Origin of the sequence: Actinacidiphila cocklensis (genome assembly GCF_907177275.1) — a bacterium.
Lineage (GTDB): Bacteria > Actinomycetota > Actinomycetes > Streptomycetales > Streptomycetaceae > Actinacidiphila > Actinacidiphila cocklensis.
This window is the reverse complement of record NZ_CAJSLV010000061.1, coordinates 1-15,263: the sequence shown is the minus strand read 5'-3', so window position 1 is coordinate 15,263 and position 15,263 is coordinate 1. Positions and strand designations below refer to the sequence as shown.

At 73.6% G+C, this 15,263-nt stretch carries 13 protein-coding genes; 10 read left to right on the top strand and 3 right to left on the bottom strand.

Translation table 11 applies throughout. From position 1 onward, the window contains the following. The first annotated feature begins 151 nt into the window (after positions 1-151). Positions 152-1,426, top strand: a complete 1,275-nt coding sequence (locus tag NFU81_RS21570) for a lytic transglycosylase domain-containing protein (RefSeq protein ID WP_251492365.1) — start codon at positions 152-154, stop codon at positions 1,424-1,426. Between the two features lie 10 nt (positions 1,427-1,436). On the opposite strand, the gene hrpB is transcribed toward NFU81_RS21570, so the two are convergent. Both hrpB and NFU81_RS21560 read right to left on the bottom strand, forming a co-directional pair. Then, positions 1,437-3,944 carry an ATP-dependent helicase HrpB gene (hrpB, locus tag NFU81_RS21565; protein ID WP_422665248.1) on the bottom strand — a complete coding sequence of 836 codons (2,508 nt, stop codon included), beginning with the start codon at positions 3,942-3,944 and terminating at the stop codon, positions 1,437-1,439. 109 nt (positions 3,945-4,053) lie between these two features. Further along, the gene (locus tag NFU81_RS21560) at positions 4,054-4,875 is read right to left on the bottom strand and encodes a class I SAM-dependent methyltransferase (protein WP_251492361.1); all 822 of its coding nucleotides are present in this window, start codon (positions 4,873-4,875) and stop codon (positions 4,054-4,056) included. A 282-nt stretch (positions 4,876-5,157) separates the two neighbouring features. Here NFU81_RS21560 and rpsA point away from each other — a divergent pair, with 282 nt between their 5' ends. The 5 genes from rpsA to NFU81_RS21535 all read left to right on the top strand — a co-directional run bounded on the left by rpsA (position 5,158) and on the right by NFU81_RS21535 (position 9,950). After that, positions 5,158-6,663 carry a 30S ribosomal protein S1 gene (gene rpsA, locus NFU81_RS21555; RefSeq protein WP_251492359.1) on the top strand — a complete coding sequence of 502 codons (1,506 nt, stop codon included), beginning with the start codon at positions 5,158-5,160 and terminating at the stop codon, positions 6,661-6,663. A gap of 143 nt (positions 6,664-6,806) precedes the next feature. Further along, positions 6,807-7,745, top strand: coding sequence for a PAC2 family protein (locus tag NFU81_RS21550; protein WP_251492358.1), 939 nt, complete (start codon positions 6,807-6,809; stop codon positions 7,743-7,745). 47 nt (positions 7,746-7,792) lie between these two features. After that, a complete protein-coding gene (gene coaE, locus NFU81_RS21545) occupies positions 7,793-8,407 on the top strand; it encodes a dephospho-CoA kinase (protein WP_251492356.1) in 615 nt (204 codons plus the stop codon). Positions 8,408-8,528: 121 nt separating this feature from the next. Continuing rightward, positions 8,529-8,891 (top strand): tetratricopeptide repeat protein, encoded by a 363-nt coding sequence (locus tag NFU81_RS21540; protein ID WP_251492354.1) that lies wholly within the window; start codon positions 8,529-8,531, stop codon positions 8,889-8,891. 138 nt (positions 8,892-9,029) lie between these two features. Next, entirely contained in the window at positions 9,030-9,950 is a 921-nt protein-coding gene (locus tag NFU81_RS21535) for a slipin family protein (RefSeq protein ID WP_251492352.1), read from the top strand. A gap of 60 nt (positions 9,951-10,010) precedes the next feature. Here NFU81_RS21535 and NFU81_RS21530 read toward each other — a convergent pair whose 3' ends face one another. After that, positions 10,011-10,538, bottom strand: a complete 528-nt coding sequence (locus NFU81_RS21530) for a methylated-DNA--[protein]-cysteine S-methyltransferase (protein ID WP_251492350.1) — start codon at positions 10,536-10,538, stop codon at positions 10,011-10,013. A gap of 158 nt (positions 10,539-10,696) precedes the next feature. Here NFU81_RS21530 and NFU81_RS21525 point away from each other — a divergent pair, with 158 nt between their 5' ends. The 4 genes from NFU81_RS21525 to NFU81_RS21510 all read left to right on the top strand — a co-directional run. Then, positions 10,697-11,686, top strand: coding sequence for a hypothetical protein (locus NFU81_RS21525; protein WP_251492348.1), 990 nt, complete (start codon positions 10,697-10,699; stop codon positions 11,684-11,686). Positions 11,687-11,755: 69 nt separating this feature from the next. Further along, positions 11,756-13,849, top strand: a complete 2,094-nt coding sequence (gene uvrB / locus NFU81_RS21520; RefSeq protein ID WP_251492346.1) for an excinuclease ABC subunit UvrB — start codon at positions 11,756-11,758, stop codon at positions 13,847-13,849. A 109-nt stretch (positions 13,850-13,958) separates the two neighbouring features. Then, a complete protein-coding gene (locus NFU81_RS21515; RefSeq protein ID WP_251492344.1) occupies positions 13,959-14,537 on the top strand; it encodes a TerD family protein in 579 nt (192 codons plus the stop codon). A gap of 65 nt (positions 14,538-14,602) precedes the next feature. Then, a partial coding sequence (locus NFU81_RS21510) for a TerD family protein (protein WP_251492342.1) occupies positions 14,603-15,263 on the top strand: 661 nt, incomplete at its 3' end.

Here is a 15,263-nt window from a genome sequence, read left to right as displayed (position 1 = left end):
GGAAACGCTGTGCGGTGACAAGCGGGCGGCGCCCGTTTGCGCACATTTTGAGCATGCCGGCGCGGTGGTCACGTGGTGCAAGTTGCCGTAGGGTCGGTCGAGTTGTGGCGCCGGAGACGGCGCGCTCGGGTACGTGGGAGGGGACCGCTCTATGGCAGCGCGGCGTTATGGCCGGAGGCTACGCAGGGGAGCGGCGGGTACCGCGGTCGCCGCGGCGGCGATGGCGGCGCTCAGCGCGTCGCAGGCGCCGGGTTTCCTCCCGGTGGCGCACGCCGCCGCCGGGCACAAGGAGGCGCCGCCCGTGGTGACGCCGCCGCCCGGCCCCGCGATTGACGGCGGTTCGCCGTACATCACGGACATGCCCCCGCTGAACACCCCGACCGGCCCGCCGCTCGTCTCGCCGACGACCACGCCGGGCAGCTCCACGGTGAACGTGCCGGGCAGCGGTGCGGGACTGCCCGCCACCGTGCTGGCCGCGTACCAGCGCGCCGAGGCGTCCGTCGCCGAGTCCGACCCCGGCTGCCACCTGCCGTGGCAACTGCTCGCCGCCATCGGGCAGGTGGAGTCCGGGCAGGCCCGCCACGGCTCGGTCGACGCAGGCGGCACCACGTACTCCCCGATCCTCGGCCCGGTGCTCAACGGCGACGGGTTCGCGAACATCAGCGACACCGACGGGGGCCGCTACGACGGCGACGCGGTCCACGACCGGGCGGTCGGCCCCATGCAGTTCATCCCCTCGACGTGGGAGCACTGGGGGGTGGACGGCAACGGCGACGGGGTCGACGACCCGAACAACGTCTACGACGCCGCGCTCGCCGCCGCCCACTACCTGTGCGCCGACGGGCGCGACCTGGCCGTGCCGCAGGACATGGACCGGGCGATCCTCGGCTACAACCACTCGCAGGCCTACCTGAACCTGGTCAGGGCCTGGTACGACCACTTCGTGCGGGGCGGCGCGCAGGCGGTGCCGGACAACCCGGGCACCCCGGGTACCAGCAGCGGCAACCCGCTGTCGCCGACCGGCGCGCCGTCGGCGCCGCCCGCGGCGCCCGGCACCAATCCGGGCAGCAGCCCGCAGCCGTCGGTGAGCCTCCCGCCGGTCAGGCCGGGCACCCCGTCGAGGCCGACCACCCCGCCCCCGTCGACCGGCCAGCCGACGACGCCCCCGACGACGCCGCCGACCACGCCGCCGACCACCCCGCCGACGACGACGCCGCCCACCGGGGACCCCACGGACCCGCCGACGACGCCCGGGTGCCCCACGCCGACCCCGACGCCGACGCCGAGCGAATCCGCCACGCCCACGCCGACGGAGACGCCCACCGACGACCCGTGCGCCACCCCGACCCCCTCGGGCTCGGCGACGCCCACGCCGGCCGACAGCGGCGCGGCGACCACGGAGGCGGCGCTCACCCCGTCGCCCTGACCGGGCGGGCTCAGCCGCGGCGGGCGTTGGTCCGCCGGGTCGGCGCCGCCGTCGACGGGTCCTCCGGCCACGGGTGCCGGGGGTAGCGGCCGCGCAGTTCGGCGCGGACCGCCCGGTAGCCCTCGCGCCAGAAGGACGCCAGGTCCGCGGTCACCGCGGCCGGGCGCCCCGCGGGCGACAGCAGATGGACCAGGACGGGCACCCCCGCGACCCGCGGGGTGTCCGCCAGGCCGAACAACTCCTGGAGTTTCACGGCCAGTACGGGCTGCTCGCCGCCGTAGTCGACCCGGATGCGCGAGCCGCTGGGCACCTCGATGCGCTCGGGCGCCAGCGCGGCGAAGCGGGCCGCGTCGCCGGTGGCCCACGGCAGCAGCCGCGGCAGCGCGGCGCCCGCGTCGATCCGCGCCAGGTCGGCGCGGCGGCGGGCGCGGGCCAGTTCGGACCCCAGCCACTCGCCGGCTCGGGCCAGCAGCGCCTCCTCCGCGACGTCGGGCCACGGCGGGCCGAGCACGCGGTGCACGAACGCCATGCGCTGCCGCAGCTCGTCGGCCTCCCTGCTCCACCGCAGCAGGCCGGTGCCCTCGGCTGCGAGCCCGTCGAGCAGCGCGGCCAGCACCGCGGCCGGGTCGGGCGAGCGCAGCGGCGCCGCGGCCAACTCCACCGCGCCCAGCCGCTCCACCCGCCTGGCCACGACGTCGCCCTGCGCCCAGCGGACCTCCTCGTAGCGCTCCAGCGCCCAGGCCGCCGCCTCGCGTGCCGTCTCCTCGTCGACCACCGCGGCGAGCCGCACCCGTGCCGCGGCGCGGCCCACCCCGCGGTCGGCCACCGCCACGGCGACCCATTCGGCCTCCCCGAGGCCGCCCGCGACCTCGGCTCCGGTCCCGGACACCATCAGGTAGCCGCCCTCCCCGCGCCGCCGCGCCACCCGCTCGGGGAACGCCAGCGCGACGACGAGCCCGGCGGCGGCGTCGTCGCTGAGCGGCGGCTGTCCGGGACGTCGTTCCGCGGACGGCCCGGCCGGGCCGTCCGCGGGGGTGTGTTCGGGGGACGCCGTGCGGAGGGCGGATTCGAGGCGGCGGGATTCGGCGCGCCAGCGGCTGGTGTAGGCGTCGGAGGTGCGGCGGGCGGTGTGCCAGGCGCCGGTCAGGTCGGTGCCGTAGGAGCCGGGGACCTCCTCCGAGAGCAGCGCGGTCACCTCGGCGGCGCGGGCGGCGCCCAGCGCGGGCGCGGCGTCCAGCAGGGCGCGGGCCAGCCGGGGGTGCAGGCCGAGGCGGCCGAGGCGGTGCCCGCGAGGGGTGGCGCGGCCTGCCGCGTCGACGGCGCCCAGCGTGCGCAGCGTCGTACGGGCGGCGGCCAGCGCGCCCTGCGGGGGCGGGTCGAGCAGGGCGAGCCCGGTGGTCTCGGGCTCGCCCCAGCACGCGGCCTGCAGGGCGAAGCCGGTGAGGTCGGCCAGCGCGATCTCCGGTGCGGGCTGCCGGGGCAGCCGGTCGTGCTCGCCCTGCGTCCAGCAGCGGTACACGGTGCCCGGCGCCTCGCGCCCGGCACGGCCGGCCCGCTGCTCGGCCGCCGCCCGCGACACCCGGACCGTGGTCAGCGCCCCGAGGCCCCTGGCGTGATCCATCCGCGGTTCGCGCGCGAGCCCGCTGTCGACGACCGCCCGCACGCCCGGCACGGTCAGGCTGGACTCGGCGACCGACGTCGCCAGCAGCACCCGGCGGCGCTGCCCGGGGGCCAGTGCCGCGTCCTGGACGGCGGCCGGTGCGCGGCCGTGCAGTTGCAGGACGTCGACGCCGAGCCCGGTCAGCATTCCGGCCACCCGGGCGATCTCGCCGACGCCGGGCAGGAAGCACAGCACGTCGCCGCCGCCGTCGGCCAGCGCTGTGCGGACGACCGCCGCGACGTGGTCGAGCAGTGCGGGGTCCACGCGCATGCCGTGCGGCGGGCGGACCTGCCGCGGCGGCGGCGCCCACCGTACGGCCACCGGGTGCAGCACCCCGGCGGCCTCCACCACCGGCGCGTCGAGCAGCGCGGCCCATGCCGCCGTGTCGGTCGTCGCGGACGCCGCGACCAGCCGCAGCTCGGGCCGCAGGGTGGCGCGCACGTCCAGTAGGAAGGCCATCGCGGTGTCCGCGTCGAGGTGCCGCTCGTGGCACTCGTCGAGCACGACGGTGCCGACGCCGGCCAGTTCCGGGTCGCGCTGCAGCCGCTGCAGCAGCACACCGGTGGTCACCACCTCCACCGCGGTGGCCGCCGACACCCGCCGCTCGCCGCGCACGGTGAAGCCGACCGTCCCGCCGACCTGCCCGCCCAGCAGCCACGCCATCCGCCGGGCCGCGGCCCGCGCGGCCATCCGCCGCGGCTCGGCGACCAGCACCCGGCCGCCCGGACGGCCCTGCGCGCCGGCCAGCAGCAGCGGCACCAGGGTGGTCTTCCCGGTGCCGGGCGGCGCGGCGAGCACCGCGCAGCCGCGGTCGGCGAGCGCGTCGAGCAGCGCGGGCACGACCGAGGCCACCGGCAGCGCGAGCCCCTCGGCCCTGACCGCAGCCCCGCCAGGCCCTGTCCCGCCGCCTACCGCCCCGGCCACGGCACCGCCCGGGCCGGCACGCCGTGCACACCGCCGGGTGGCCTCATTCCGCCACGCACACGAAGATCGCCGTGCCCGGCAGCAGGCGGCCGCGCAGCGGGGACCAGCCTCCCCATTCCTGCTCGTTCCACCGCGGCCACTCCGGTTCGACCAGGTCGACCAGGCGCAGGCCCGCCGCGGCGATCTCGCGGACGCGGTCGCCCAGGGTGCGGTGGTGCTCGACGTAGACGGCCAGGCCGCGGTCGTCCTGCTCGACGTAAGGGGTGCGGTCGAAGTAGGAGGACGCGGCGGTCAGGCCCTCGGGTCCTGGCTCGTCGGGGAAGGCCCAGCGCACCGGGTGGGTCACCGAGAACACCCAGCGTCCGCCGGGCCGCAGCACCCGGCGCACCTCGCGCTGCACCCTGCCGGTGTCGGCGACGAAGGGCAGCGCCCCGTAGGCAGAGCAGGCCAGGTCGAAGGAGGCGTCGGCGAAGGGCAGGAACGCGGCGTCGGCCTGCACCAGCGGCAGCGGCGCAGGCCGGCCCGGCTCCTGGTCGATGCGCCTGGCGTGCTGCAGCTGGCGCCGCGACAGGTCGAGGGCCACCGGCAGCGCGCCCTGCGCTGCCAGCCAGCGCGAGCACTGCGCGGCGCCCGCGCCGATCTCCAGCACCGAGCGGCCCTTGAGCCCTGCCGCGGGGCCGAGCAGCGCGGCCTCGGCCTCGTCCAGCCCCTCGGGACCCCAGACGAACCGGTCGTCGCCGAGGAAGTCGCCGTGCTCGATCTGGTAGTCGTCCGCGTTGCGGTCCCACCAGCCACGGCTGGCCCGGCTGCTCTCGGTGATCCCGGCGCTGCGCCGGGTAGCTTCAGGTTCGGGTCCTTGGATCATCGCGGCAGTCGTCGTACTCTCTGGAAAGACCTGCGGTCTGGAGACTTGGGTCGGTTTGGTCCGATACGCGCCCGGTGCGCTCTTCGTGCATTGACCGTGCCCGGCTGCCCCCGTATGCTACAAGTTGCGCTGCGAGCCTGCGCGCCTCAGACGGAGCAGGCCACGCTCGAATCTGCTGCGAGTCCCCACGGCCACAGGCCGTCGGTATCGGGGCAGGATTGAAAAAGGCTCGAAGCGTAGCAGTACCTACGACTTACTGTCCGTACCGGAGTCCTTTCCCTAATGACGAGCAGCACCGAGGCCCCTCGTACCACCCCGCAGGTGGCGGTCAACGACATCGGCAACGAGGAAGCCTTCCTCGCCGCGATCGACGAGACGATCAAGTACTTCAACGACGGCGACATCGTCGACGGCGTCATCGTGAAGGTCGACCGGGACGAGGTCCTGCTCGACATCGGTTACAAGACCGAAGGTGTCATCCCCTCCCGCGAGCTGTCCATCAAGCACGACGTCGACCCCAACGAGGTCGTCGCCGTGGGCGATGAGATCGAGGCCCTGGTTCTCCAGAAGGAGGACAAGGAAGGCCGCCTGATCCTCTCGAAGAAGCGTGCGCAGTACGAGCGCGCGTGGGGCACCATCGAGAAGATCAAGGAAGAGGACGGCATCGTCACCGGTACCGTCATCGAGGTCGTCAAGGGCGGTCTCATCCTCGACATCGGCCTGCGCGGCTTCCTGCCCGCGTCGCTGGTCGAGATGCGCCGCGTGCGCGACCTGCAGCCCTACGTGGGCAAGGAGCTCGAGGCCAAGATCATCGAGCTGGACAAGAACCGCAACAACGTGGTCCTGTCCCGCCGTGCCTGGCTGGAGCAGACCCAGAGCGAGGTCCGCCAGACCTTCCTCACCACCCTGCAGAAGGGCCAGGTGCGCTCCGGCGTCGTCTCCTCCATCGTCAACTTCGGTGCGTTCGTGGACCTCGGCGGTGTCGACGGTCTGGTGCACGTCTCGGAGCTGTCCTGGAAGCACATCGACCACCCCTCCGAGGTCGTCGAGGTCGGCCAGGAGGTCACGGTCGAGGTCCTGGACGTCGACATGGACCGCGAGCGCGTCTCCCTGTCGCTGAAGGCGACCCAGGAAGACCCGTGGCAGCAGTTCGCCAGGACGCACCAGATCGGGCAGGTCGTGCCCGGCAAGGTCACCAAGCTCGTTCCGTTCGGTGCGTTCGTGCGCGTCGACGAGGGCATCGAGGGCCTGGTCCACATCTCCGAGCTGGCCGAGCGCCACGTGGAGATCCCGGAGCAGGTCGTCCAGGTCAACGACGAGATCTTCGTCAAGGTCATCGACATCGACCTGGAGCGTCGCCGGATCTCGCTGTCCCTCAAGCAGGCCAACGAGTCCTTCGGTGCCGACCCGGCCTCGGTCGAGTTCGACCCGACGCTCTACGGCATGGCCGCGTCGTACGACGACCAGGGGAACTACATCTACCCCGAGGGCTTCGACCCCGAGACCAACGACTGGCTCGAGGGCTACGACAAGCAGCGCGAGGAGTGGGAGGGCCAGTACGCCACGGCCCAGACCCGCTTCGAGCAGCACCAGGCCCAGGTCATCAAGTCCCGCGAGGCCGACGAGCAGGCGGCGGCCGAGGCCGGCACCGCGGCTCCGGCAGCCGGCGGCTCGGGTGGTGGCGGCGGCGGTTCGTACTCCTCGGAGTCCGACGACACCTCCGGCGCCCTGGCCTCCGACGAGGCACTGGCGGCCCTGCGCGAGAAGCTGGCCGGCGGCCAGAGCTGACCGCAGACCGCAGCCGTCGCGGCCCCGTCCCCCACTTTCGGGGGGCGGGGCCGCGTTGCGTGGTACGGACCCGCCGGGCGGAGGTGGGAATGGCGGGCCGCGGTTGTTCGTTGTGGTGACAGAGAACGAGGAGGACGATCATCGTGCTGGATCCGCAAGGGCTGTACGAGTACGTGCCGGGCGGGGCCGAGGCCGTGGACGAAGCGGTCGGGGACGCAGGACCCGTGCTGCTGTACTACTTCGAGGGGTTCATGGACGCCGGTGAGACCGGCCAGCAGATCAGCGAGCAGCTGCTCGACCGGCTCGACAACCAGCTCATCGCCCGTTTCGACGCCGACCGGCTGGTGGACTACCGCGCCCGCCGCCCGCTGATGACCTTCGAACGCGACCACTGGACTTCCTACGAAGCACCGGAGATCGACCTCTATCTGGTGCGTGACACGACCGGCACCCCGTTCCTGCTGCTCACCGGCTCCGAGCCGGACGTGGAGTGGGAGCGCTTCGCCACCGCCGTGCTCCAGGTCATCGAGCGCCTCGGCGTCCGGCTCGCCATCAACTTCCACGGCATCCCGATGGGCGTGCCGCACACCCGCCCGGTCGGGCTGACCCCGCACGGCAACCGGGTCGACCTGATGCCGGGTCACCGCGCCTGGTTCGACGAGGCCCAGGTGCCCGGCAGCGCCTCGGCGCTGGTCGAGCTGCGGCTCGCGGAGGCCGGCCGCGACGTGCTCGGTGTCGCCGCCCACGTGCCGCACTACCTGGCCCGCTCCCCGTATCCGGACGCCGCCCTGGCCGTCCTGGAGGCGATCACGGCCGCAACCGGCCTGGTGCTGCCCGAGATCGCCCACGCCCTGCGCAACGAGGCGCACACCGTGCGGGTCGAGATCGACCGGCAGGTCGCCGAGGGCGACGGCGAGCTGGTGTCGGTGGTGCGCGGCCTGGAGAGCCAGTACGACGCGGTCGCCGGGTCCCAGTCGCGCGAGAGCCTGATCGCCGAGCCCGTCGACCTGCCCTCCGCCGACGACCTCGCCGCGGAGTTCGAGCGCTTCCTCGCCGACCGTGAGGACGACGGCGGGCGCTGACCGGCGCCCCGCCGGACGGCTGCCGGCCGTCGATTAGGCTGGCCGGCATGCTGACAGTTGGCCTGACCGGCGGAATCGGGGCCGGCAAGAGCGAGGTGGCGCGACTGCTGACCTCGTACGGGGCGATCCTGGTCGACGCCGACCGGATCGCCCGCGAGGTCGTGGAGCCCGGCACGGAGGGGCTGGCCGCGGTGGTCGCCGAGTTCGGCACCGGGGTGCTGGCCCCCGACGGCTCGCTCGACCGGCCGAAGCTCGGCGCGATCGTCTTCGCCGACGAGGACCGCCGCAAGGCGCTCAATGCGATCGTCCACCCCCTGGTCGGCGCCCGCTCCGCCGAACTCCAGAAGGCCGCGGGACCCGAGGACATCGTGCTGCACGATGTGCCGCTGCTCACCGAGAACGGCCTGGCCCCCGCCTACGACTTGGTCGTCGTGGTGGACGCCGACCCCGCGACCCAGCTCGACCGGCTGGTGCGGCTGCGCGGCATGACCGAGGACGAGGCCCGCTCCCGGATGGCCGCCCAGGCGAGCAGGGCCGAACGGCTGGCGGTCGCCGACCTGGTCATCGACAACGACGGCCCGCTCGACGCGCTGGAAGGGCAGGTTCGGGCGGTGTGGGAGCGGCTGCGGGAGCGTGCGGACGGGCCCGGAGGGTCCGCCTGACCGGAGCAGTCGTGGCGGCCCTGGGCGGGCGGCACCCGGGGAATGCGGTTGCCGACCGCTGCGTTGGGTATGTCTGTCCAGACGATCATTCGTCGCCGTGCCCGATGTCAGGGAGGCGGACTTGCCCGAGCGCACCCCAGAGACCGATGTGATCGACTTCCGCGCCGCCGAGCAGCTGCTCGCCGCGCGCGACCCGCGCGGCGCGGTCAAGCTGCTCGACCGGGTCGTCGCCGCCCACCCGGAGAACACCGCGGCCCGGCTGCTGCGCGCCCGCGCCTTCTTCCTCGCCGCGCAACTGCGTCCCGCCGAGCTGGAGTTCCAGATCGTACTGGAGCGCGAGCCGGACAACGCGTTCGCCCACTTCGCGCTCGGCCGCACGCTGCAGCGCGCCGACCGGGCCGACGAGGCGCAGCGGCACTTCCGGCTGGCCGCGGCTCTCGACCCGCGCCCCGACTACCTCGCCGCGGCACGCTTCGAGGCGTAGGTCGCCGGACTGCCGCCGGTGCGGCGGGCAGGGAACCGCCGACGGCTCGTCAAGCTCCTGTCAAGAAAGCGCCCCTGCCGGTACGGCCGGCGGGCGCTGCCGTTATCTTCACACCCTTGACCGAGGGGAGCGGGGGACATGGAAGCCGTCGTGGTGCTGCTGGTCGTGGCAGCGGTGATCGGCCTGATAGGGCTGATGAGCAGTGTCCGGGTCGTCAAGCAGTACGAGCGCGGTGTCGTCTACCGCTTCGGCCGGGTGACCTCCTTGCCCAAGAATCCCGGGCCGCGGATCCTGGTGCCCTTCGTGGACCGGATGACCAAGGTCAACATGCAGGTGGTCACCATGCCGGTGCCCTCGCAGGAGGGCATCACCCGGGACAACGTGTCCGTCCGGGTGGACGCGGTGCTCTACTTCCGGGTCGTCGACCCGGTCCGGGCGACCGTGGACGTGCAGAACTACCAGTTCGCGATGCTCCAGGTCGCCCAGACCTCGCTGCGGTCGATCATCGGCAAGAGCGATCTCGACGACCTGCTGTCGGGGCGGGAGAAGTTGCACGAGGGCCTTGAGCTGATGCTGTCCACCCCCGCCACCGGCTGGGGCGTGCACATCGACCGGGTCGAGATCAAGGATGTGGCGCTGCCGGAGTCGATGAAGCGCTCCATGGCGCGGCAGGCCGAGGCGGACCGCGAGCGGCGGGCCAGGATCATCACCGCCGACGGTGAACTCCAGGCGTCGCACAAGCTCTCCGAGGCGGCCAGGACGATGGACGCCAACCCGGCGGCGCTGCAACTGCGCATGCTGCAGACGGTGGTGGAGGTCGCCGCGGAGAAGAACTCGACGCTGGTGCTGCCCTTCCCCGTGGAGCTGCTGCGCTTCTTCGACCGCGCCGCCCAGGGCTCCGCGGCGCCGGGCGGACCCGAGGCCGGCGGGAAGCCGGCCGCGGAACCCGAGGTGGCGGCGGCGGACGAGCCGGCCGAGGTCGAGCAGGCCGGGCGCGGCGAACTGCCGGGAACCGCCTCCCCGTTGCAGATCCCCGACCCGCGGACCTCGGAGGAGTAGCCCACCGCGGCCCGCCGGGCCCCGCGGCCGTACGGCTCCGGGGTCCCGCCGGCGCGGACGTCAGAACAGCGGTGCGGGCAGCACTCCTTCGAGCGCTAGCAGATGCCGCTTGATCTCCAGGCCGCCGCCGAAGCCACCTATGCCGCCGCCGCTCTCGATCACCCGGTGGCAGGGCACCACCACCGGCAGCGGGTTGGCCCCCATCGCCCCGCCCACCGCCCGGGCCGCGTCCGGCTCGCCGACCCGGTCGGCCAGGTCCTGGTAGCCGACGACCGTGCCGTACGGCACGCCCTCGGCCAGTTCGCGCAGCACCCGCCGCTGGAAGCCGGTGATCAGCGACCAGTCGAGCGGCAGGTCGAAGTCCTTGCGGCTGCCCGCGAAGTACTCGTCGAGCTGGGCGGTCACCGGTGCCAGCCGCGCCGCGTCCTCCACCGGTGTGCACCCCAGCCGGCGGCCCACCGCCTCCACGGCCCGCGCGGCGGTGACCTCGTCGGCCCTGAAGACGACGAGGACCAGGCCCTCGTCGGTGGCCGCGAGCAGCAGCGGTCCGATGGGCGCGTCGTAGCGGGTCCAGGCAGCACTGGTCATGCCGGCAAGCCTAGGCGCAGGGTCTGACAGCGCGTCGGACACCGTGGGGGAGCGCGGGCCGGGGGCCGCGCGGCGGCTCTGTCCCCATACCGTCGGGAAGCCGTACCAAGTCCGTCACAGCAGGTAGCCGGCGGCTCACCAGCGGGGAAGGTGCGGCCATGACCAGAACCGTATACGCCGACGCCCTGGGCCGCCTCGCCCGGGAGCAGCACCAGGTCGTCACCACCGGCCAGCTCGCCGTGATCGGCGTACCGGCCAACGCGGTGCGCAACCTGTGCCGCCCCGGCGGGCGCTGGCAGCGCGTGCTGCCCCGGGTGATCGTGCTGGGGACCGGCGGGCTGACCGCGGAGCAGCGGTGCAGGGCCGCCCTGGCCTACGCGGGCCACCCGCAGGCCGGTCCCGGCGAGCCGCGGCACCCCGCGGGCGGCGCGCTGCTCACCGGCGCCGCCGCGCTCGCCCTGCACGGCCTGTCCGCGGCCCCCTTCACGAACGCGGCGGGCAGCGCGGTCGTGGACGTTCTGGTGCCCCGTGACCGCGGGGTCCGCACCCACACCTGGGTGCGGGTGCACACCGTGCCCGCGCTGCCCCGGGCGCAGTCGGCCGAGGGCCTGCCCGTGGTGCCGGTGGCGCGGGCCGCGGTGGACGCCGTGCGGGCCTCCTGCGATCCGCTGTGGGTGCGCTCGGTGCTCACCGAGGTGGTCGCCGAGCGCGGCGTGGGCCTCGAAGTGCTGGCCGAGGAGCTGCGGGCCGAGGGCCTGGCCGGGAAGGCGGGCGTCGCGGAGACCCTGCGCGAGCTGCGTGCCGGGTCCCGGGGGCCGGTCCCCGACCAGCTGCGGGCGCTGGTGCGCGGCTGCGGCGTCCGCACCCCGCTGTGGCGCCCCGTGCTGCGGCTGGACGGGGCCTTCCTCGGATCGCCCGACGCGTACTGGCCGCGGGACGGCGTCGCCCTGGCAGCGGCCGGCGCCGGCCGGCCGCCCGCCGGGGGCCGCCACGAGCGGCTGGCCAGGCTGGGCCTTCGGGTGATCGGCGTCCCGCAGGACGCGCTCACCCGCCGCCCCGGGCAGGTCGCCGCGGCGCTGCGGACCGCCCTCGACACCGGGCCGCACGGCCTGTGGGACCGCATCGCGGTCTTCCCCGGCGGCGGCTGACCCGCGGGCCGGGGTCCCGCACCGCGGCGGCCCCGGCCGATTGTCGGTGGGTGGTCGTACCGTGGTGGCATGCGGCCCGTATCAGACATCGAACGCACCGTGGCGCCCTTCGAGGTCGTCAGTCCCTTCCAGCCCAGTGGCGACCAGCCCGCGGCCATCGACGACCTGGAGCGGCGCATCCGCGCGGGCGAGCAGGACGTGGTGCTGCTCGGCGCGACCGGCACCGGCAAGTCCGCCACGACGGCGTGGATGATCGAGCGGCTGCAGCGCCCCACCCTGGTGATGGCGCCCAACAAGACCCTCGCGGCACAGCTGGCCAACGAGTTCCGCGAGCTGCTGCCCAACAACGCGGTCGAGTACTTCGTCTCGTACTACGACTACTACCAGCCCGAGGCGTACGTCCCGCAGACGGACACCTACATCGAGAAGGACTCCTCGATCAACGAGGAGGTGGAGCGGCTCCGGCACTCCGCCACCAATTCCCTGCTGACCAGGCGCGACGTCGTCGTGGTCGCCTCGGTGTCCTGCATCTACGGCCTGGGCACCCCGCAGGAGTACATCGACCGGATGGTGCGGCTCAAGGTCGGCGACGTCATCGACCGCGACCAGCTGCTGCGCCGCTTCGTCGACATCCAGTACACGCGCAACGACATGGCGTTCACCCGCGGCACCTTCCGGGTGCGCGGCGACACCGTGGAGATCTTCCCGGTGTACGAGCAGCTGGCCGTCCGGATCGAGATGTTCGGCGACGAGATCGAGGCGCTGTACACGCTGCACCCGCTGACCGGCGAGGTCATCACCGAGGACGAGCAGATCTACGTCTTCCCCGCCACCCACTACGTGGCAGGTCCCGAGCGGATGGAACGGGCCATCGCCGGGATCGAGAAGGAGCTGGAGGGCCAGCTCGCGCTGATGGAGAAGCAGGGCAAGCTGCTGGAGGCCCAGCGGCTGCGGATGCGCACCACGTACGACATCGAGATGATGCGGCAGATCGGCAGCTGCTCCGGCATCGAGAACTACTCGCGGCACATCGACGGTCGCGAGCAGGGCAGCGCGCCCGACACCCTCATCGACTACTTCCCCGAGGACTTCCTGCTGGTCATCGACGAGTCGCATGTCACCGTGCCGCAGATCGGCGCGATGTACGAGGGCGACGCGTCCCGCAAGCGCACCCTGGTCGACCACGGCTTCCGGCTGCCGTCCGCACTGGACAACCGGCCGCTGAAGTGGGAGGAGTTCCTGACCAGGGTCGGCCAGAGCGTCTACCTGTCGGCGACGCCCGGGCCGTACGAGCTGTCCCGCGGCGACGGCGTGGTCGAGCAGATCATCCGCCCGACCGGCCTGATCGACCCCGAGGTGGTGGTCAAGCCCACCGAGGGCCAGATCGATGACCTGGTGCACGAGATCAGGCTGCGCACCGAGAAGGACGAGCGCGTCCTGGTCACCACGCTGACCAAGAAGATGGCCGAGGACCTGACCGACTACCTGCTGGAGCTGGGCATCCAGGTCCGCTACCTGCACAGCGACATCGACACCCTGCGCCGGGTGGAGCTGCTGCAGGAGCTGCGGGCCGGCGAGTACGACGTGCTGGTCGGCATCAACCTGCTGCGTGAGGGCCTCGACCTGCCCGAGGTGTCGCTGGTGGCGATCCTGGACGCCGACAAGGAGGGCTTCCTGCGGTCCGGCACCTCGCTGATCCAGACCATCGGCCGCGCGGCCCGTAACGTGTCCGGCCAGGTCCACATGTACGCCGACCGGATCACCCCCGGCATGGAGCGGGCGATCGAGGAGACCAACCGCCGCCGCGAGAAGCAGATCGCGTACAACACCGAGCGCGGAGTCGACCCGCAGCCGCTGCGCAAGAAGATCGCCGGCATCCTGGACTCCTTCGCGCGCGAGGACGCCGACACCGAGGAGCTGCTCGGCTCCGGGCGGCAGCGCTCGCGTGGCAAGGCCCCGGTGCCCGGCCTGTCGGCGAAGGCCGGCAAGCGCACGGGCGGCGCGCTGCCCGCCGAGGAACTGGCCGACCTCATCGGCCAGCTGACCGACCAGATGCACTCGGCGGCGGCGGAGCTGCAGTTCGAGGTGGCCGCCAGAATCCGGGACGAACTGGGGGACCTGAAGAAGGAGTTGCGCCAGATGAGGGATGCGGGAATGGCGTGACTCCGGCGGAAATCGGCACCGGACGAACCGGGATACGGTCGGTCCGCGTCTTGTTAGGGTGCGGGGCAACAACCGCACACATCAGGTGACGGGTGAGAGGGGCAAGCGCGTGACGGTCAACATGACCAAGGGCCAGAAGATCAGCCTGAGCAAGGCCGACGGAGGCTCGTTGACGGCGGTCAGGATGGGGCTCGGCTGGAAGGCGGCGCCGCGTCGCGGCCTGTTCGGCAGCCGCACCAGGGAGATCGACCTGGACGCCTCCGCGGTGCTCTTCGCCGACAAGCAGCCGGTGGACGTGGTGTTCTTCCGCCACCTCACCAGCGACGACGGCTCCGTCCGGCACACCGGCGACAACCTGGTCGGCGGCGTCGGCCAGGGCGGCGACGACGAGTCGATCATCGTCGACCTGTCCCGGGTCCCGGTGCACGTCGACCAGATCATCTTCACCGTCAACTCCTTCACCGGCCAGACCTTCGCCGAGGTGGAGAACGCGTTCTGCCGGCTGGTGGACGAGACCAACGGCCAGGAGCTGGCCCGCTACACGCTCACCGGCGGCGGCTCCTACACCGCGCAGATCATGGCCAAGGTGCAGCGCGGTGCGGCCGGCTGGTCGATGACGGCGATCGGCACCCCGGCCAACGGCCGGACGTTCCAGGACCTGATCCCGGCCATCCTCCCCGCCCTCTGACGGCGGGTCCGGCCGCAGGGCCGTAGCAGTTCACCACACACAGGAAGAAGACGGGGGCGGCGGAGATGACGGCCGAACTGGTCCGTGGGCAGAACCATCCGCTGCCGGGCAACCGGCTGGAGATCCGGGTGTCGGCGGGCACACCGGTGGTGGCCGCGGTCACGCTGGGCGACGAGGCGGGCCGGGTCGTCGGCGACGGCGAGTGGCTCGCGCACCCCGGTGTGCCGCAGCTCGCGGGGGTCGAAGTGCCGCGGCAGGCCGCCGCGGACCACCGGCTCGCGGTGGACCTGGGCGCGATGCCGCCGGCCGTGCACCGGGTGCACGTGCTGCTCGCGCTGCCCGGCGCCGCGGCCCGCCCGGGGGCACCCGCCGACTTCGGCGCCGCCCCTGCCCCCCGGCTCGCCGTCACCGCTCCGGACGGCACCGCGATAGCCGGCTTCACGATCACCGGGCTCGGCGCGGAGACCGCCCTGCTAGCCGTCGAGCTGTACCGCCGCCAGACCGCCTGGAAGGTCCGCGCGGTCGGCCAGGGCTACGGCGGCGGCCTGCCCGCACTCTTCCTCGACCAGGGGGTGCCCGACCCGTCGGGGGCCGCGGAGTCCATCCACACGGCGGTGGACCGCGAGCAGGCCCGCTCCATCGACCTCCCCGGCGCGGCCGCCGGCGCCTCCGGCGTGCGCTACGAGCGCCCGCCGCGGCCCGCTGCCGCCGGCGCCGGTACGGGCG